The organism is Streptomyces sp. NPDC056169, from assembly GCF_042268445.1.
In the GTDB taxonomy this organism is placed as follows: Bacteria; Actinomycetota; Actinomycetes; order Streptomycetales; family Streptomycetaceae; genus Streptomyces.
On sequence record NZ_JBHJUO010000010.1, the window covers coordinates 158,590 to 177,666 of the forward strand.

The window sequence follows — 19,077 nt, forward strand, 5'->3', positions numbered from 1 at the left end:
CAGGGCCCCGCGATGTCCTCAGGCGGGGCTCACGCCTCACCCGTTCTCGGCCGGTTGACCGGCGACTTGGGCAGGGCGAGCTCGATCTCCTCGCGCAGGTCCTCGATCTTCGAGTGACCCGCGTACTGCCCGGTGAGCCGGTACATCTCCCGCAGCCGGTGCCACGTCCGGTGGGACGAGGTCTCCCCCATGGAGACGAGAGCGAGCCTGGCGTACCGGTCGGCCTGCTCCGGGTCGTCCGCGATGAAGCACGCCGAGGCCATCGAGATGAAGTCGAAGAGCTTCGAGCGGTTGTGCCCCTGACTGCGCAGCTCCAGGGCGAGCCTGGCGTGCCGCTGCGCGGGGACCGCGGCGGAGGCGTCGTGATCGGCGAGGGTGCGGTAGGCGAGGGCCTGCATGCCGTGCATGTCGGCCTCGTCGAAGTTCTGCATCCAGCTGGGCGGTTCCACGTCCGCCCGGTCGGAGACGAAGAGCTCCTCCGCCTCGCCCAGCGTCCGCTTCATGGCCTGGCCACGCCCCATCGAGGCCTGCGCCCAGGCCTCGATCGTGTGCAGCATGGCCTGCGTCCGCGGCAGCATCTCCTCGCCCCCGCCGGCCTTGGCCAGCTTCATCAGGTCGAGGGCGTCGTCGGGCCTGCCCAGGTGCACCATCTGGCGGGCGGCCCGGGACAGCGCCTCGCCTGCCCGGGGACGGTCGCCGCCCTCGCGGGCCGCGTGGGCGGCGATGACGAAGTACTTCTGCGCGGTGGGTTCAAGACCCACGTCGTGGGACATCCAACCGGCCAGGACGGCCAGGTTGGCGGCGACGCCCCAGAGGCGCCGCTGGAGGTGGTCGGCGTGGCGGTAGGCGAGCATGCCGCCCACCTCGTTGAGCTGGCCCACGACGGCCTTGCGCTGGAGGCCGCCGCCTCGTGAGGCGTCCCACGCGCGGAACACGTTCACCGAGTACTCCAGCGCCTCGATCTCCTCCGACCCGACGGGGGCGGCCTCATAGCGGTCGAACCCGGCGGGGTCGGCGTGGAGGGGATCGGTGGCGCGCTGGGCGGTGGCCTTTCGTGCGGGGTCGGTCTGCAGCCAGTCGTACATGCTGCTGCTGAGTGCGGAGCCGGCGGCGAGCGCGGCACCCGCGCCCACCAGGCCGCGTCGGTTGAGCATGAGGTCCATTCCCGTGAATTCGGTGAGGACCGCAGCCGTACGATCGGGTGGCCAGGGCAGGTTGTCAGGGTTGTCGTCGTTCCTGACGGCCTGCCGCTTTCCGGCGCGCCCGTGTCGTTCGAACCCGAGGTCCTCGATGGTCACGACACGGCCGAGTCGCTCGGTGAACAGTGCTGCCAGCACCCGGGGGACGGGATCGCGCGGGGTCTCGCCCCGGTCGATCCACCGCCGCACCCGCGAGGTATCGGTCGCCAGCTGGGGGTGGCCCATGGCCGCCGCCTGCCGGTTGACGAGTCTCGCGAGTTCGCCCTTGGACCAGCCGGCCAGGCCGAACAGGTCTGCCAGGCGGGTGTTGGTTTGTCCGGTCACGTCTAAGCCCCCAGGTTCTCGGCTGAGTTGACAGTAACCCCCTGTCATAGGGCTGGCGACTATTCGCCAGGGTTCGCCAGGGTGCGCCCGATGTTCCGCCACCCGCGCCCGGGTGTCAGGTAGGAACGCGCCACCCCGCCCCGCCGACCGGCCCTCATTCCCCAGGGTGCGGACCCGGGGGCGGGCGGGGCGACGCACGCAACTCGTCGGACCACGAAGGGATCTGTCACCTCCATGTACACAGCATCGTCCTCCGTGTCCGCCCCGCCCCGGCCGCAGCACCGCATCGTCCCGGCGGGTGCCGGGCCGTACCTCGCCCCCGCGCCCCAGGCCGTACGGCCCCGGCGCTGGACGGGCGGCACCGGCACGCAGCCGGTGAGCGGAAGACTCGACCTGTCCGGCCCGCAGGGGGCGCAGCTCAAGATGGCGATCGCCTCGGTGCACCGCATCTGCCCGGAGTTCAATCCGGTCCAGGTGCTGCGCCGCAGCGGCCGCTCCGTGCTGATCGTCGGGACGACCGGGCGGACGACGGCGGTCGCGAAGTGTTTACTGGACCACTCCCCCGCGTGGGTCGAGCGGTTCCGTCACGAGATAGCTTCCTACCGCTCCTTCGTCCGGCACCGGCCGCCGGTGCGGGCGCCCCGGCTCATCGCCGCGGACCCGGAGAACTGCACACTGGTGATCGAGCGGATGCCCGGACGGGCGGCGGCGCTCTCGCGCCACCCCGTCGAGGCCCCGCCCCGCGCCGACGTGCGGGCGGCGCTCGGTGCGATCGCCCGGCTCAACGCCTGGCGGCCGCCGGCCGGGACCTTCGACGCCCCGCTGGACTACGGGACGCGGATCGCGCGCTACCACGAGCTCGGTCTCTTCACGGACCGGGACCGGGACGACCTGCAGAAGCTGCTGCACGGTCTGGCGCACGCGGGCGGCCGGCAGGGCATGGGCCAGTTCTGTCACGGTGACGCCCTGCTCTCCAACATCCTGCTCTCCCCCGCCGGTCCGGTCCTCGTCGACTGGGAGCACGCGGGCTGGTACCTGCCCGGCTACGACCTGGCGACGCTGTGGGCGGTCCTCGGTGACGCGCCGCTGGCCCGGCGCCAGATCAGTCAGCTCGCCCAGCAGGCGGGCCCGGCCTCCCGGGACGCCTTCCTGGTGAACCTGATGATCGTGCTGACGCGGGAGATCCGTACCTACGAGACGGCGGTGCAGCGCACCATCAAGGAGGCTCCGCCGGCCGGTACCGTCCCGGTGCCCTCCGGTGCGCTCTCCGCCGGTGAGGAACAGCGGCTGCTCCTGAGGCGGCTGCACGACGACTGCGCCATGGCACGGCGGGCCGTGCGCGCGGCGGTCGGAACGCGCTGAAGGGGCGGGTCCGGCCGGCGACACGGGGGTGGCGCGCCGTGCGCCCGGTGCCGACACACCGGGACACGGCGTACCACAAGGCCGGCATCGCGTGCCGGTGAACTCCACGTTCGTACGGGCGCACCACTCGCGCGGCCGGTCGTGCCCTTTGGGGCGTTAGGCCGTTAGGGGTGTCGCGGACGCATTCGGCGTCCCGGCCGGAAGGATCCTCCATGCCCACGAAGCGAGTCACCCGCCGCCTGCTGGTGCTGTCGACCACGGCGGCTGCCTGCACCGGCGCCTTGAGCGTCCCGGCCGTGGCGAGTACGAACGTCCTGGCCCTGGGAAATGCCGCCTACTACACCACGATGATCAACAAAGGCCATGAAGTCACGGCGGTGGGTGAGACCGCTTACAGCAGCGGGCTGGGGAACGGTCTCGTCCAGCTGCCGGTGGACCACACCAGCAACCGCGGTGGGGGTGGCAGCCTGCTCTTCTCGGATCGTGGGCTGAAGACCGAGGTCACAGCGGTGGTCTGGGAGCGATGAGCGGCCGGCGGTGGAGAAGGACCCTGGCCAGGATGTGGATGCCGGCCCTCGCCGGGAGGCGTCTTCGGCAGGACGCTACCCCGGCCGGCCTGACATCGGGGGCCGTGTCGGGGGCGGTGTGCGGCAGCGATCCGGTCAATGGCTACCAGGTGCTGGAGCAGGTGGTACAACTGCCGGTGAGTACGTGGCGGTACCACTGGGACCCTCCGCATGTACGCCACCTGGGGCCCATGGCGCAGGACTGGTGGAAAGCGTTCGGGGTAGGTGAGAACGACAGGACGATCTGCTGCACCGATGCCAACGGGGTGGCCATCGTCGCCATTCAGGCACTGCACCGGGAACTGACCGAGCTACGGGGTGAAGTCGCGGCCCTGCGAGCCCGGAGTTCACCGGCGGACCAGCTCGGCAGGCCCGGAGCGGCCGGCCTCCCGGACCTCCCGGGCGGCGGCCCCATTGGTCCACTCCACTGACGCGTCCCAGGCCCGGGACCCTTCGTCGCGAAACTCCGCCGAACGGCCTCCATTCCCGCCCTGACGTGGGAACTTCCCTCCATGCAGGCGTGATTGACGGATCGTCCGGGAGCCGATACCCCTGTACGGGTTCGGTCCCGCACGCCCCCGCGTCACCCCGCCCCCTGGAGGCTGCCTTGCTGCGTTCCGCGCCCGACAGACGTGTGACTCCCCCGCCACGGCCCGTCCGCCGTGTGCCGAGGGTGGCGGGCGCCGTCGCGTCCGCCGCCCTGCTGCTCCCCCTGCTGTCGTCGGCGCCGGCCGCCGTCGCCGACGTGCCCGAGGCGGGCACGCTCCAAGGGCAGTTCGCGCGGGCCGCCGCGCGCCACGGCGTGCCCGAGAGCGTCCTGCTCGGCGTCTCGTACCTCCAGTCGCGCTGGGACACCCACGGCGGTGCGCCCAGCGTGACCGGCGGCTACGGGCCGATGCACCTGACGGACGCCGTGACGGCGCTCGCCGCGTCCACCCCGCACCACTCCGAGGCCTCGGAGGACGCGCGCGGCGACGACGCCCGCGCGGTCCGGACGGCGTCGGAGGTTCCCGTACCCGCTCCCGTGCCCGCGCCGGAGGCGCTGCCGGGCCGGCTGCGGACCCTGGAGCGGGCGTCCGCGCTCTCCGGGATCCCGGCCGAGGAGCTGCGCGACTCCACTGCCGCGAACATCGAGGGCGGGGCGGCGCTGCTCGCCGCGGCGCAGCGGGAGGCCGGGCTGCCGGCGAGTACCGACCCCGCGGACTGGTTCGGGGCGGTGGCGCGCTACTCGGGCGCCGACGACTCGGCGACGGCGGCGACGTACGCGAACGACGTGTTCGACGTGATCCGGAGCGGGGAGTCCCGGACGACGGACAGCGGCCAGCGGGTGACCCTCGCGGCCGTGCCCGCCGTGGCGCCCGCCACCGAGCAGGTCGACTCGCTCGGGCTGCGGCGGCCCGCCGCCGGTCCGGTGGAGTGCCCGCGCTCGGTGGCCTGCGAGTGGATCCCGGCGCCGTACGAGGAGTTCGGCGACGGCGACTACGGCAACCACGACAAGGCGAACCGGCCCGCCTCGCAGTCGATCGACTACATCGTCATCCACGACACCGAGGCGACCTGGGACGTCACGCTGAAGCTGGTGCAGGACCCGACGTACGTGTCGTGGCAGTACTCGCTGCGCTCCTCCGACGGGCACATCGCGCAGCACCTGCCGCTCAAGGACGTCGGCTGGCACGCGGGGAACTGGTTCGTGAACGCCAAGTCGGTGGGTCTCGAACACGAGGGCTTCCTCACCTCGCCGGACTCCTGGTACACGGAGGCCATGTACCGGACGTCGGCGCGGCTCGTGCGGTACCTCGCGCAGCGGTACGACATCCCGCTGGACCGGCAGCACATCCTGGGGCACGACACCGTGCCGGGGACGGTGACCTCGACGATCCGGGGCATGCACACGGACCCGGGCCCGTACTGGGACTGGGCGCACTACTTCCGGCTGCTCGGCCGCCCGATCACGCCGAGCGCCGGCCCGTCCGCCGGAGTGGTGACGATCCGGCCCGACTACAGCGGCCATCAGCCGGTCTACACGGGCTGTGTGACGGCGGGCGAGGTCTGTGCGCCGCACGGGAGCGGGGCGGTGCGCCTGCACACCGCGCCGAGCGCCGACGCGCCCCTGGTGAAGGACATCGGGCTGCGGCCGGGTGGGCAGGAGTCGACGACCGGGGTCAACGACACCGGGGCGCGCGCCTCGACGGGGCAGAGCTTCGCGGTGGCGGAGCGCCGGGGCGAGTGGACGGCGATCTGGTACCTCGGGCAGCAGGCGTGGTTCCACAACCCGCGGAAGGAGCCGACGGCGGTGAACGCGCGGGGGCTCGTGCTCACGCCCCGCGAGGGGCTCGCGGAGGTGCCGGTCTACGGGCGGGCCTATCCGGAGGCCTCGGCGTACCCGGCGGGGGTTCCGGTCCAGGCGGTGTCGCCGCTGCCGTACAAGCTGCCGGCGGGTCAGAGGTACGTGGTGGGTGACCGCACCCCGGGCGAGTACTACTTCGCTCCGGTGTTCGACAGCAGCGGGCACACCGTCGTCCGGGGCCAGGAGGAGTACTACGAGATCCAGTTCGGCCATCGCGTGGCCTTTGTGAAGGCCTCTGACGTGCGGGTTTCTCAGGCCTGACGGAGGGGTGGCCGAAAGACGGGGGGTGGTGCCGGAGAAGCGCTCCGGCACCACCCCCTCGGCGTTCATACGACTATTCGGGAGATCGCGTGTGCCATCCGGGCGACGGGTAAGGCTGGGCCGGTCACAGCCCCGCTCACCGGAAGGCCCCTCAGCAAATGCCTCAGCCCTTCGTTATGCCGGACTTCTATGTTCCGTATCCGGCGCGGCTCAATCCCCATCTGGAGACCGCCCGCACGCACACCCGTGACTGGGCGCGGGAGATGGGGATGCTGGAGGGCTCCGGCGTCTGGGAGCAGGACGACCTCGACTCCCACGACTACGCGCTGCTCTGCTCGTACACCCACCCCGACTGCGACGCGGAGGCCCTCGACCTCGTCACGGACTGGTACACGTGGGTCTTCTTCTTCGACGACCACTTCCTGGAGATCTTCAAGCGCACCCAGGACCGGACGGGCAGCAAGGCCTATCTGGACCGGCTGCCGATGTTCATGCCGGCGGACCCGGCGACGGGGATGCCCGAGCCGACCAACCCCGTCGAGGCGGGTCTCGCGGACCTCTGGCGGCGGACGATCCCGTCGATGTCCGACGCCTGGCGCGCCCGGTTCGCCGAGGCGACCGAGCACCTGCTCTACGAGTCGCTCTGGGAGCTCGACAACATCAACGAGGGGCGGATCGCCAACCCCGTCGAGTACATCGAGATGCGCCGCAAGGTGGGCGGCGCGCCCTGGTCCGCCGGGCTCGTCGAGTACGCGGCGGGGGCCGAGGTCCCGGACCGGGTGGCGCACTCCCGGCCGCTGCGCGTCCTCAAGGACGCGTTCTCGGACGCCGTGCACCTGCGCAACGACCTGTTCTCTTACCAGCGCGAGGTGGAGGACGAGGGCGAGAACAGCAACGGCGTCCTGGTCCTGGAGAAGTTCCTCGGCTGCACGACGCAGGAGGCGGCGAACGCCGTCAACGACCTGCTGACCTCCCGCCTCCAGCAGTTCGAGAACACGGCCCTCACCGAAGTGCCGGTGCTCGCCGCGGAGAAGGGCCTGAGCCCGGCGGAGTGCGCGGCCGTGGCGGCGTACGCGAAGGGGCTCCAGGACTGGCAGTCCGGCGGCCACGAGTGGCACATGCGCTCCAGCCGGTACATGAACGAGGGCATGGTGGGCGGCCCTTCGCGCTTCGAGGGGGTGCTCGGCACCTCCGCCCTCGACATCCGGACGCTCTTCGGGCGGCCGGCGGCGTCCCGGCTGCGCGCGCTCACGCATGTGCCGCATCAGCACGTGGGGCCGTCTCTGCTCCCGGAGTTCGACCTGCCCTACCCGCTCACGCTCAGCCCGCACCACCAGGAGGCGCTGCGGCTCTCGGTGGACTGGGCCGAGCGCATGGGTCTCCTGAACGACATCTGGGACCGGCCGATGCTGGAGGGCTTCGACTTCGCGCTCTGCTCGGCGGGGCTCGACCCGGACGCCACCCCGGAGGAGCTGGAGCTCAGCGCCGAGTGGCTGACCTGGGGGACGTACGGGGACGACTACTACCCCCTCGTCTTCGGGCGGCCGCGTGACCTGAGCGGCGCCAAGCGGTTCACGGACGGGCTCAGGTCCTTCATGCCGGTGGACGATCCCGCGTCCGGGGCGGCGCGCGCCACGCACCCCCTGGAGGTCTCCCTCGCCGATCTGTGGGCGCGCACGGCGGGCCCGATGGGCCCGGAGGCGCGGGCCCAGCTCCGTGCGGCCCTGGAGGCGATGCTGGACAGCTGGCTCTGGGAGCTGCACAACCAGGCGCAGCACCGCGTGCCCGACCCCGTCGACTACATCGAGATGCGCCGGACCACCTTCGGCTCCGAGCTGACGATGCTGCTGTGCCGGCTGCGGCACACGGAGGCGCTGCCGGCGGAGATCTACCGGACGGGCACGGTGCGCGCCCTGGAGAACTCGGTCGCCGACTACGCGACGCTCGTCAACGACCTGTTCTCGTACCAGAAGGAGATCGAGGTCGAGGGCGAGGTGCACAACGGCGTGCTCGTCCTGCAGAAGTTCTTCGACTGCGACTACCCGACGGGGGTGGCGATGGTCGACGACCTGATGCGCGGGCGGCTGCGGCAGTACGAGCACCTGAAGAAGAACGAAGTTCCTTTGCTGTACGAGGACTTCGGTCTCGACAAGGCGGGCAGGGCGGCCTTCGAGGCGTATCTGCGGGAGCTGGAGGACTGGCTCGCGGGGATCCTCAACTGGCACCGGAGCGTGCGGCGTTACGGCGCCGAGGACGTCCACGCGGGCAGCGGCACCCCGCTGGTGGGGCATGGCCCGACGGGTATCGGCACCTCGGCGGCGCGGGTCGCCTCGCTGATCGGCTCCGCACCGCGCTGAGCAACCGGCGAGGGCCGCCTCCGGGGATTCCCGGGGGCGGCCCTCGCGTGGGAGAAGGGGTGGGCCGTCAGGCGCGACGGCCTCGCAGGTCGTCGATCTCGCGGCGCTCGCGCTTGGTGGGGCGGCCGGCACCCCGGTCGCGCACCGCGGCGACGGCCACGTGCTCGCGGGGCGGCGGGGGCGGGCTGTTGTCCACGTAGGCCTCGACGGCGACGGGCGGACCGACCCGCTTGACGTGCAACTCCTTGACCTCGACGATCCGTTCGCGGCCGCCGTGGAGGAGCCTGACCTCGTCGCCCGGCTTCACGGACTGCGCGGGCTTGGCCCGGTCGCCGTTGACCTTCACGTGCCCGGCCCGGCAGGCCGCGGCGGCCTGGGCCCGGGTCTTGGTGAGCCTGACCGCCCAGATCCAGGCGTCGACGCGCGCGCTCATCGGCCCCGCTCCCCGTCAGCCCTGCTGGAACAGCTCGGCGGGCAGCGGCTTGAGCAGCGCGTACAGGTCGTCGGTGATCGGCCGGTCCCAACTGGCGATCGTCACGAGGACGTTGTCGCTGCGGTCGAACTGGACGCAGGAGATGCGGCTCTCGGAGAGCTTGAGGCGGCGGACAATGAGGAGGTTGTCGCCCTGCATCACCGGGACGTCCTCGGTGTCGAGCACCTCGACCGGCTCGTCGTTCTCCAGGGCCGCGAGGAGCTGGGCGACCTCGAAGGGGATCTGCCCGTCGGCGAGCTCGCGCGCCGGGGAGCCCTCGGGGAGATTACCGATGATCATCGCGGGGCCACGGCCGCCGAACAGGTCGTACCGGAGGAACACGCCCTGGCAGGAGCCGTCGGGGGCGGGCAGCAGACCGGCGCCGAGATTGCCGGGCCAGTCGCCCGGATCCATGGCCAGGACGTCGAAGTCCGGGCCCGCGGGAGTGGCGGCGCTGCGGCGGCGGAGGAAGGACATACGGCCATGGTACGTGCCCCGGCGCGCGATGCCGCGCGCCGGGCGCCCCGCTCCGCTCAGGGCGTCTCACCGGGGCGTCGCGTGTTCCGCAGGGCCTGGTCGAGGCCGGTCCTGTCGGTTCCCAGTTTCCGGTAGACGGCCGAAAGCAGTCGGCTCACGGTCGCCGCGTCGACGCCGAGGTCGAGGGCCGCGTCCCGGTCGCGGACGGTGAGCTCGGCGGCCTGCCGCTCACGGGCGGTGAGCGTGTCGGTGCCGGCCGGATGGAGGGCGCGGGGGCGCAGTCCGGCGGCCGCCAGCTCGGCCCGTGCCTCGTCGACCAGGCCGTCGGCGCCGCAGTCCTGGGCGGCCTCCAGGCCCCGGTAGAGGTGCTCGGCGGCCTCCCCGGCGCGCTCCGTGCGGCGGAGGGCGGTACCGAGGGCGACGAGGGAGCGGGCGAGCTCGTACGCGGCGGGTGACTGGTCGAGCCAGTCGACGGACTCCTCCAGGAGCTTCACGCGCGCGGAGGGCTCGGAGACCTCGGCGAGCACCCGGAGCGCCGAGCCGATCGCGGAGGGTGCGCCGTACTGCCGGGCGCGGGCGACCGCCTCCTGGGCGGTCCGCCGGGCCCTGGCGGGGGCCGTGACGGCCTCGGCGACGGCGAGGTGGAGCTGCCAGGGGCACCAGGCGGGGTTGCGCATTCCGCGCGGGTCGAGGCGGCGGCCGACGGCGGCCAGCTCGGCGGCGGCCTCGTCGATGCGGCCCCGGGCGAGGAGCAGCTCGGCGTGGACGGTCTGGGAGTCGGGGAAGGTGACGGCGGCCGGGAAGGGCTCGCCGAAGTCGTGGTCACGGGCGATGCGGTCGGCCTCCTCGACGCGGCCGCGGGCGAGCAGGACCTCGATGGTGACGCCGACCGCGTACCACTGGGCGGGGGTGCGCGGTCCGACGCGCTCCGCGAGGCGCAGTCCGGCGCGGACGAAGTCCTCGGCCTCGACGAGACGGCCGCGCCGGTAGCGGATGTAGCCGAGCAGGGTGTACGCGAAGGAGAGGTGGGCGCCGCGCCAGCCCTGGCTCTCGAACTCGGCGGTGCCGGCGGCGAACAGCTCCTCGGCGCGGCCGGGGCGGTCGGCGTAGAGAAAGGTGAGGGCGGTGAGGACCGGGACCTCGAAGCCGCGGCTCTCATCGGCCCAGCTGAGGCCGCCTTCGAGGGCGCGCTCGGCGTGGCGTACGGCGACGGCGGAGGGTTCGGCGCGCAGGGTGGCGTCCCAGGCGCGCAGGCCGATGACGTACCGCTCGGTGAGGTCGCGGCCGGTGAGCCGGTCGGCGAGGGCGGTGAGGCGGCGGGAGCGGGCCGGCGACTCGGGTTCGTCGGCGCGGAAGGCGTCCCACATGAACTTCTCGGCCTGCATGCGCAGGCGGCTGCGGGCGTCGGTGGTCTGGCGGGCCTCGCGGCCGAGGAGTTCGGAGGCCTCGACGAGCCGGTCGCTGTGGGCGAGGACCTGGGAGAGGCGGTAGACGATGCCGTGGCGGAGGGCCGGGTCGGCGATGGGCTCCTCCAGGGCGGCGCGGAGGTGGTTGACGGTGGTGGCGGGTTCGGTGAGCAGGGAGGAGCAGCCGAGCTCGAAGAGGACGGCTGCCCGGTCGTCGGCAGCGGGGGGCTCGCGCAGAGCGCGGGCGAGGAAGCGGCGGGCGGCGTCGGGGGCGCCGGCGCGGAGGTTCTCGCGGGCGGCGGCGCGCAGGTGGCCGACGGCCCAGGAGTCGCCCTCGGGGTGGGTCTCCAGGAGGTGGCGGGCGGCGGCGGTGGAGCCGAGGCCGGCGTCGACGACGCACCAGGCGGCCTGTCCGTGGAGGGCGACGCGGGTGGCGGCGGGGATGGAGCGGTAGACGGTGGTGGCGATCAGGGGGTGGACGAACTGGAGGGGCTCGTCGGGCCCTTCGGCCTCGGCGAGGACGCGGGCCTCGCGCAGTCGTCCGGCGCAGTCGGCGACTGCCTCCTCGCCGAGCCCGGCGACGGCCCCGGCGAGCTGCGGGGAGATCTCGGTACCGAGGACGGCGCAGGCCCAGGCGAGGCGGACGGTGGCGGGGCCGAGGCGTTCGAGGCGGGTGACGAGGCCGCTGCCCTTGAGGGCGGCGGCGAGGTCGCGGAGTTCGTGGGCGCCGCCGGCGGTGGGTTCGAGGCCGCGGTCGCGGACCTTGGCGGCGAGTTCGACGGCCTCGAAGGGGTTGCCGGAGGTGACGGTCCAGCACTCGCGGCAGAAGGCGTCGTCGGCGTCGGCGCCGACGCGGTCGCGGACGAGCCGCGCTATGGCGTCCGTGGTGAGCGGGGCGAGGCCGAGGGGCCGCTGCCCCGACCGGTGGCCGGTGAACTCCACTCCCTCGTCGGGGAGTTCGTCGGGCCGGTAGGCGACGACGAGGAGCATGGGCAGCTCCTCGGCGCGCGGAGCGAAAGCGGCGAGCCAGCCGAGGGACTCGGGGTCGGCCCAGTGGGCGTCGTCGAGGACGACGACGAGCGGGGCGCGCCGGACGGCGAGGTGGGTGAGGACCCAGTCGAGTCCGTCGCGCAGGCCCTGCGGGTCGGGCGGGGAGTCGGCGCCGGTGGCGCGCAGCCCGAGGGCGGGGCCGACGATGTCGTACCAGGAGCCGAGGCGCTCGCGGAGTTCGGTGTCGGAGGCGTGGGCCAGTTGGGGCTGGAGGAGCTGCCGCGCGACGTGGAAGGCGACCCGCTGTTCCTGGTCGCCGCCCCGGGCGGAGAGGACGGTGCAGCCGCGGGCGGCGGCGAGGCGCCGGACCTCGGCGAGCAGGGTGGTCTTCCCGAGCCCGGCGGGGGCGGCGTAGGCGAGGATGCCGCCGCGGCGGGTGGCGCGGGGGATGTCGGGGCGGGAGGCATCGGCGCGGGGCACGTCGGCGCGGGAGGCGTCGGGGCTCGGGACGTCGGCGCGGAGCACGTCCGGGGAGGCGCTGTCGGTGGAGGCGCTGTGGAGCGCGGACGCCGGACCGGGGGCCGGTCCTGCGTCGGGGACCGCGACGAGGTGGGGGCCCCGGTGCTCGCGGGGCGCGGGCACGCGGTGGGGTCGGGCAGGGGGCTCCTCGGCGAGGCCCGTCAGAAGGTCGAGTGCTTCCTCGGCCGCCGTGAGCGCCGCCTCGCGTTCGAAGAGGCCGAAACCCTTACGGTCCGGCCTGCCGTCCTGATGTACCACGTTCCACCCCCACACCGGGGGCGCACGCCCGGCGCACGGTGCAGGGTGCCGGGCGGGTGGCCCCGCGAAGGCCCCAGCGTACGCCCGACGGTGCTCTCTGTGACCGTCAATCGCGCAAGCTTCCCGCGCCCTGCGCGAGTCCGTTCAGGACGGCCAACGCCTCTTCCGCCCTGGCGTGTTCGACGAACAGGTGGTCGTGATGGAATCCGGCCACGACGTTGCAGCTCATGCCGGCGTCGGCGAGGGCGCCCGCGACGGCGGCCGTGAGCCCCACGGCGTCGAGCGCGGAGTGGACCCGGAGGGTGATCCACCCCGCGACGTAGTCGTACGCGAGCGCCGCGGCGTCCGCCTCCTCCTGCCGGACGACGAGGGTGAGGCCCTCCCGTTCGGCGACGGTGACGACGGGGGCGACCCCGGCCGGTGCGGCGGGGCCGGCCACCGTGGTGAAGACGTACCGCCCGGGGGCGAGTTCCGGCCGCATGCCGGCGAGGAGCAGGGTCAGGTCACGTTCCGCGTTCATGGGAGCCAGCGTAAACGGCGGGCCCGACCCGGCCGCCCGGCTCAGGTGGCGGGCGGGGTGTCCCCGACGAGCCACATGGAGAAGAACTGCGCGCCGCCGCCGTAGGCGTGGCCGAGCGCCCGGCGTGCGCCCTCCACCTGGTGCGCGCCCGCCTCGCCGCGTACCTGGAGCGCGGCCTCGGCGAAGCGGATCATCCCGGAGGCCCCGATGGGATTGGTGGAGAGCACTCCGCCGGAGGGGTTCACGGGCAGGTCGCCGTCGAGTTCGGTCACGCCGGCCTCGGTGAGCTTCCAGCCCTCGCCCTCCTCGGCGAAGCCGAGGTTCTCCAGCCACATCGGCTCGTACCAGGAGAACGGCACGTACATCTCGACGGCGTCGATCTCCCGCCGGGGGTCGGTGACCCCGGCCTGTCGGTAGACGTCGGCGGCGCAGTCCCGGCCCGCCTGCGGCGAGACGAAGTCCTTGCCCGCGAAGAGGGTGGGCTCGCTGCGCATCGCGCCGCCGTGCACCCAGGCGGGCGGGCGGGGCGAACGGGCCGCGCCCTCGCGGTCGGTGAGGACCATGGCGCAGGCCCCGTCCGAGGACGGGCAGGTCTCGGAGTAGCGGATCGGGTCCCAGAGCATCGGGGAGGCCTGGACCTTCTCCAGGGTCAGGTCGTGCTCGTGGAGGTGGGCGTACGGGTTCTTGAGGGCGTTGCGCCGGTCCTTGTACGCGACGAGGGAGCCGATCGTGTCGGGGGCGCCGGTGCGGCGCATGTAGGCCCGGATGTGCGGGGCGAAGAAGCCGCCGGCGCCGGCGAGCAGCGGCTGCTGGAAGGGGACGGGCAGGGAGAGGCCCCACATGGCGTTGGACTCGGACTGTTTCTCGAAGGCGAGGGTGAGGACGGTCCGGTGGACGCGCGCCGCGACGAGGTTGGCGGCGACGAGGGCGGTGGAGCCGCCGACCGACCCGGCCGTGTGCACCCGGAGCATGGGTTTGCCGACGGCGCCGAGCGCGTCGGCGAGGTACAGCTCCGGCATCATCACGCCCTCGAAGAAGTCGGGGGCCTTGCCGATGACGACGGCGTCGATGTCCGCCCAGGTCAGCTCCGCGTCCTCCAGGGCGCGGACGGCCGCCTCGCGGACGAGTCCGGCGATCGAGACGTCCCGGCGGGCGGCGACGTGCTTGGTCTGGCCGATGCCGACGACGGCTACTGGCTCCTTAGGCACGGTTCTCCCCTTCCAGGACGGCGACCAGGTTCTGCTGGAGGCAGGGCCCGGAGGTGGCGTGGGCGAGGGCGCGGTCGGAGGCGCCCCGGTGGATGCGGGCGGCGGCCTCGCCGAGGCGGACGAGTCCGGCGGCCATGACGGGGTTGGCGGCGAGGGCGCCGCCGGAGGGGTTGATCCGGACGGTGTCGTCGAGGCCGAGTGCCTTCGTCAGGACGACTTCCTGGGAGGTGAAGGGCGCGTGGAGTTCGGCGGTGTCGACGGGCCGGTCGAAGGCGCCGGCGCGTTCGGCGGCGAGGCGGGTGGAGGGCGAGTCCGTGAGGTCGCGGACGCCGAGGGAGTGGGCCTCGATGCGGTGGTCCATGCCCCGGATCCAGGCGGGGCGCTCGCAGAGGTCGCGGGCCCGGTCGCCGGCGGCGAGGATCACGGCGGCGGCGCCGTCGCCGATCGGCGGGCAGTCGCCGGTGCGCAGCGGCCGGACGAGGTAATCGCCCTGGGGGCGGGCGCCGGGCAGCTGGGCGTGCGGGTTCTCCGCCGCGTCCGTGCGGCTCCGGGCGGCGATGGCGGCGAGGGCGGGTTCGTCGGTGTGGCCCGCGTCGACGAGCGCCTGGGCCTGGAGCGCGGCGAGGGCGACGGAGTCGGGCCAGAGCGGGGCGACGTAGTAGGGGTCGAGCTGGCGGGTGAGGACGTCGCGCACGGAGCCGGGCGAGGCCTTTCCGTACGCGTAGACGAGGGCGGTGTCGGCCTCGCCGGTGAGGAGCTTCACCCAGGCCTCGTACAGGGCCCAGGCGCCGTCCATCTCGACGTGGGACTCGGAGATCGGCGGCCAGGCGCCGACGCCGTCGAGGGCCATGGTGAAGGAGAAGGCGCGCCCGGCGAGGTAGTCGGAGGAGCCGGAGCAGGTGAAGCCGATGTCGGAGGTCTTGAGTCCGGTCTGCCGGAGCACGTCGTGGAGGACGGGCATCACCATCTCCACCTCGGACAGGTCGTCGGTACGCCGACGGTGGTCGCTCTGGGCGAAGGCGACGATCGCCACCTCTCGTGCCGGCCGGTGCGGCGTCACAGCAGCTCCTTGTAGGTGTCGTAGTCGGCGTCGGGCTCGCCGGTGGGCCGGTAGTGGTCGGGGTAGCGGCCGTCCTCGCTCCACACGGGTTCGACGCGCAGGCCCATGCGGACCTCGTCGTAGGGGATGCCGGCGATGCGGCCGTGGAGGGCGAGCCCGGCTCCGTCGAGGGCGATGTGGGCGTAGACGTAAGGGACTTCGATGGCGAGGCCCTTGGCCTTGATGTTGACGATGCAGTAGGTGGTGACGGTGCCGCGGGGGCCGACCTCGACCTGGTCGGTGGTGGCCACGCCGCAGGTGGGGCAGGCGCCGCGGGGTGGCACGTACACCTTGGTGCAGGAGGGGCAGCGTTCGCCGACGGTGCGGCGCTCGGCGAGCCCCTGGAGGTAGCGGGTGTGGGCGCGGCCTGGACTGTAGGTGTAGTCGAGGCGGGCGGGGGCGACGATGCCGGTGACGGGTTCGTCGAACCGGCCGTCGTGGAGCGGGGGTTCGGACCCGGAGTCGTCGCTGTCGTACGGCTCGAAGCAGGCGATGTCGGTGATGGCGCCGGAGCGTTCGGCGGACCAGCGGATCCGGACCCGCAGTCCGGTGCGGACGGCCTCGGGGCCGGGGGCGTCGAGGGCGTGCAGGAGGGCGGTGCCGGCGCCGTCGAGGCGGACGAGGACCCAGGCGAAGGGGGTCGTGAGCGGCTGGCCGGCGCGGGGCTCGGGGTTCCAGGCCCAGGTGGTGACGGTGCCGGTGGCGCCGACCTCGACGAGCTCGCGGAGCTCGGCGGCGGTGACGGGGTCGTACTCGACGGGCGGGACGAGCACCTCGCCCGCCTCGGTCCGCACCCCGAGCACGGTCCGTTCGCACAGTCCGGTGAGGAAGGCGGACTGGACGGGGCCGAGGGAGCGGGTGAAGGGGAACTCGACGACGAGGGGAGCGTGGAGGGCCTCCGGCGGGGAGGCGGGGGTTGGGCTCATGGGGCGGCTCCTTCGTTGGGGGTGGCGTGAAACTCAGCCCCGCCGGCGTTCGAGGCGCGGGGGTCCGGGAGCGGAGCCCCCGGTTCGGGAAGGGGCGGGGCGGATGGGGTGGGGAAACGTCACTCCCGCCGATAGACCGGCGCCCGCTTCTCCGCGAACGCCCGCGCTCCCTCCTTCGCGTCCGCCGTGTCGAAGATCGGCCACCCCCGCTTGAGCTCGGCGGCCAGTCCCTCGGTCTCGGTCATCTCGGCCGTCTCGTAGACGGAGGCCTTCACCGCCTCGACGGCCAGCGGCCCGCACGCGTTGATCCGTTCGGCGATCTCCAGGGCCGCCTCCAGCGTGGTGCCGTCGGGGACGACGCGCCCGACGAGTCCGATGCGGGCGGCCTCCTCCGCGCTGTACGGGCGGCCCGTGAGGAGCATCTCCAGGGCGTGGGTGCGGGCGATCTGGCGGGGCAGGCGGACCGTGGAGCCGCCGATGGGGAAGAGGCCCCGCCGGACCTCGAACAGGCCGAAGGTGGCGGAGGCGCCGGCGACCCGGATGTCGGTGCCCTGGAGGATCTCGGTGCCGCCGGCGACGCAGTACCCCTCGACGGCCGCGATGACCGGCTTGCGGGGGCGGTGGTGGCGGAGCATCGCCTTCCAGTGCAGGTCGGGGTCGGCTTTCAGCCGGTCCCGGTACTGCTCGCCCTCCATGCCCTTGCCGGCCAGCGCCTTGAGGTCCATGCCGGCGCAGAAGGCCCCGCCGGCGCCGGTGAGGACGATCGAGCGGATGCCGTCGTCGGCGTCGGCCTCCAGCCAGCCGTCGTAAAGGCCGACGAGCATCGGCAGCGAGAGGGCGTTCTTGGCCTCGGGCCGGTTCAAGGTGAGGACGAGCGTGGCGCCTTCGCGCCGTACGTCGAGGTGTTCGGTGCCACCCATGGGGTCTCCCGTCTCCAGTTCTGGAACAGGTTGCAGGAGGAGGGGGTCCAGTTCAATAGTTTTCTGACACTCAGTCAGATTCTTCTGCGCATCCCCTTCCCCCCGTCGCCGGTCGGCGCTCTAATGACCGCCGAGTCACTGCGCACCCGTACGAGTCAGCGCGAGCCGGGGTCAGGAGGAACGGTGGAGTACAACCTTGCCGACCTGTTCGAATCGGTGGTCGACGTGGTCCCGGACCGCGAGGCTCTGGTCTACGTCGATCACCCGGGCACGGGTGAGGAACGCCGGCTCACCTACGCCGAACTCGACGCCGCCGCCAACGGGATCGCCCACCACCTCGTCGAGGCGGGCATCCGCCCCGGCGAGCACCTCGGCCTCCACCTGTACAACGGCGTCGAGTACCTGCAGACGGTCCTCGCCTGTCTCAAGGCACGGATCGTGCCGGTCAACGTGAACTACCGGTACGTGGAGGAAGAGCTCGTCTACCTCTACCGGGACGCCGACCTCGCCGCGCTCGTCTTCGACGCGGAGTTCACGGAGCGGGTGGCGGCGGCGCTGCCGCAGACGGAGAAGCTGCGGCACCTCGTGCGGGTGGGGACCCCGCCCGAGGGGGCGCCGGCGCTCGACTGCGTCGCGTTCGCCGAGGCGGAGGCCGCCGGATCGGCGGAGCGGGGCTTCGGCCCGCGCTCCGGGGACGACCTCTTCATCATCTACACCGGCGGGACGACCGGGATGCCGAAGGGCGTCCTGTGGCGCCAGGAGGACCTGTTCTTCGCGGGCCTGTTCGGGGGCGAGCCCTCGGGCGAGCCCGTGAAGCGCCCCGAGGAGCTGGCCGAGCGGGTCGCGGCCGGCGGCCCCGGCATCACCTTCTTCCCCGCGCCGCCGCTGATGCACGGCACCTCCACGCTGACGGCGTTCATCGCCTTCAACTACGGCCAGCGGGTCGTCCTGCACCGCAAGTACGTGCCGGAGGAGGTCCTGCGCACCCTGGAGAAGGAGAAGGTCTCCAGCATCTCCCTCGTGGGCGACGCGATGCTGCGCCCGCTCGTCGACGCCCTGCGCGGGCCGCTCAAGGGCACCGACCTGTCGGCGCTCTTCAGCCTCTCGTCCTCCGGGGCGATCATGTCCGACACCGTGCGGGCCCAGCTCCAGGAGCTCATGCCGAACGTCCTGCTCCTCAACAACTTCGGTTCCACGGAGTCCGGTTCCAACGGCCGCGCCACGGACGACTCCGGTCCGGACAGGGGCTTCCGGCTCCACGTCAACGAACGCACCCAGGTGGTCGACCCGGCGACCCACGAGATCGTCGCGGCGGGCGAGACGGGCCGCCTGGCCCAGCGCGGCCACGTCCCGCTCGGCTACTACAACGACCCGGCCAAGACCGCCGAGACCTTCTTCGAGAAGGACGGCGTGCGGTGGGTGCTCCTCGGCGACATGGCGACCGTCGACGCCCAGGGAGTCGTCACGGTCCTGGGCCGCGGCTCGCAGTGCATCAACACGGGCGGCGAGAAGGTCTACCCGGAGGAGGTGGAGCAGGCCCTGAAGTCCCACCCCGACGTGTACGACGCGCTGGTCGCCGGGGTCCCCGACGCCCGCTGGGGCAACCACGTCGCCGCGGTCGTCCAGCTCCGGGCGGACGCCCCGCCGCTGGACCTGGAGGCCGTGCAGAACCACTGCCGCCCGCGCCTCGCGGGGTACAAGGTCCCCCGCCAGCTGGTCCTCACCGACCGGATCCAGCGCTCCCCGAGCGGCAAGGCGGACTACCGCTGGGCCCGTTCGGTGGCCGTGGAGGCGGACACGGAACCGGGAACGGGAGCGGGAGCGGCAGCGGGAAGGCCCGTCACTGGAAGCTGACCCGGTACGGGA

Annotated in this window: 15 protein-coding genes; 6 read left to right on the forward strand and 9 right to left on the reverse strand. The window is 73.2% G+C overall.

Going from position 1 to position 19,077, the window contains the following annotated elements; genetic code table 11:
- Positions 1 to 29 precede the first annotated feature (29 nt).
- A complete protein-coding gene (locus tag ACFC0G_RS18040) occupies positions 30 to 1,523 on the reverse strand; it encodes a hypothetical protein (protein ID WP_376404203.1) in 1,494 nt (497 codons plus the stop codon).
- A 234-nt stretch (positions 1,524 to 1,757) separates the two neighbouring features.
- On the opposite strand from ACFC0G_RS18040, the gene ACFC0G_RS18045 reads away from it, so the two are divergent.
- From ACFC0G_RS18045 to ACFC0G_RS18065, 5 genes are all read left to right on the forward strand, one after another.
- A complete protein-coding gene (locus ACFC0G_RS18045) occupies positions 1,758 to 2,885 on the forward strand; it encodes an aminoglycoside phosphotransferase family protein (RefSeq protein ID WP_376404205.1) in 1,128 nt (375 codons plus the stop codon).
- A gap of 212 nt (positions 2,886 to 3,097) precedes the next feature.
- Positions 3,098 to 3,412, forward strand: a complete 315-nt coding sequence (locus ACFC0G_RS18050; RefSeq protein WP_376404207.1) for a hypothetical protein — start codon at positions 3,098 to 3,100, stop codon at positions 3,410 to 3,412.
- A 38-nt stretch (positions 3,413 to 3,450) separates the two neighbouring features.
- Positions 3,451 to 3,882: a tail fiber domain-containing protein gene (locus ACFC0G_RS18055; protein ID WP_376404209.1), complete on the forward strand. Its 432-nt coding sequence runs from the start codon at positions 3,451 to 3,453 to the stop codon at positions 3,880 to 3,882.
- A gap of 233 nt (positions 3,883 to 4,115) precedes the next feature.
- Entirely contained in the window at positions 4,116 to 6,059 is a 1,944-nt protein-coding gene (locus ACFC0G_RS18060) for an N-acetylmuramoyl-L-alanine amidase (protein ID WP_376404211.1), read from the forward strand.
- 158 nt (positions 6,060 to 6,217) lie between these two features.
- On the forward strand, positions 6,218 to 8,416 hold the full coding sequence (locus ACFC0G_RS18065; RefSeq protein ID WP_376404213.1) for a germacradienol/geosmin synthase: 2,199 nt from the start codon (positions 6,218 to 6,220) through the stop codon (positions 8,414 to 8,416).
- 67 nt (positions 8,417 to 8,483) lie between these two features.
- Here the strand turns inward: ACFC0G_RS18065 and ACFC0G_RS18070 are convergent, their stop codons facing one another.
- The 8 genes from ACFC0G_RS18070 to ACFC0G_RS18105 form a co-directional block, all read right to left on the reverse strand.
- A complete protein-coding gene (locus tag ACFC0G_RS18070; RefSeq protein ID WP_376404215.1) occupies positions 8,484 to 8,849 on the reverse strand; it encodes an RNA-binding S4 domain-containing protein in 366 nt (121 codons plus the stop codon).
- Positions 8,850 to 8,864: 15 nt separating this feature from the next.
- Positions 8,865 to 9,365 (reverse strand): hypothetical protein, encoded by a 501-nt coding sequence (locus tag ACFC0G_RS18075; protein WP_024757478.1) that lies wholly within the window; start codon positions 9,363 to 9,365, stop codon positions 8,865 to 8,867.
- Positions 9,366 to 9,421: 56 nt separating this feature from the next.
- A complete protein-coding gene (locus ACFC0G_RS18080; RefSeq protein WP_376404533.1) occupies positions 9,422 to 12,241 on the reverse strand; it encodes an AAA family ATPase in 2,820 nt (939 codons plus the stop codon).
- Positions 12,242 to 12,644: 403 nt separating this feature from the next.
- Positions 12,645 to 13,058 carry an ACT domain-containing protein gene (locus ACFC0G_RS18085; protein ID WP_376404218.1) on the reverse strand — a complete coding sequence of 138 codons (414 nt, stop codon included), beginning with the start codon at positions 13,056 to 13,058 and terminating at the stop codon, positions 12,645 to 12,647.
- A gap of 41 nt (positions 13,059 to 13,099) precedes the next feature.
- Entirely contained in the window at positions 13,100 to 14,266 is a 1,167-nt protein-coding gene (locus tag ACFC0G_RS18090) for a thiolase domain-containing protein (protein WP_376404220.1), read from the reverse strand.
- Complete coding sequence (locus ACFC0G_RS18095; RefSeq protein WP_376404222.1) at positions 14,259 to 15,326, reverse strand: thiolase domain-containing protein; 1,068 nt, start codon at positions 15,324 to 15,326, stop codon at positions 14,259 to 14,261. Before ACFC0G_RS18095 ends, ACFC0G_RS18090 begins: the two co-directional genes overlap by 8 nt.
- Positions 15,323 to 16,291: a Zn-ribbon domain-containing OB-fold protein gene (locus ACFC0G_RS18100; RefSeq protein ID WP_376404224.1), complete on the reverse strand. Its 969-nt coding sequence runs from the start codon at positions 16,289 to 16,291 to the stop codon at positions 15,323 to 15,325. The genes ACFC0G_RS18095 and ACFC0G_RS18100 overlap by 4 nt, the downstream gene beginning before the upstream one ends.
- A 119-nt stretch (positions 16,292 to 16,410) precedes the next feature.
- Positions 16,411 to 17,211, reverse strand: coding sequence for a crotonase/enoyl-CoA hydratase family protein (locus ACFC0G_RS18105; RefSeq protein WP_376404226.1), 801 nt, complete (start codon positions 17,209 to 17,211; stop codon positions 16,411 to 16,413).
- A gap of 183 nt (positions 17,212 to 17,394) precedes the next feature.
- Here ACFC0G_RS18105 and ACFC0G_RS18110 point away from each other — a divergent pair, with 183 nt between their 5' ends.
- On the forward strand, positions 17,395 to 19,065 hold the full coding sequence (locus ACFC0G_RS18110; protein ID WP_376404228.1) for an acyl-CoA synthetase: 1,671 nt from the start codon (positions 17,395 to 17,397) through the stop codon (positions 19,063 to 19,065).
- Positions 19,066 to 19,077: the final 12 nt, after the last annotated feature.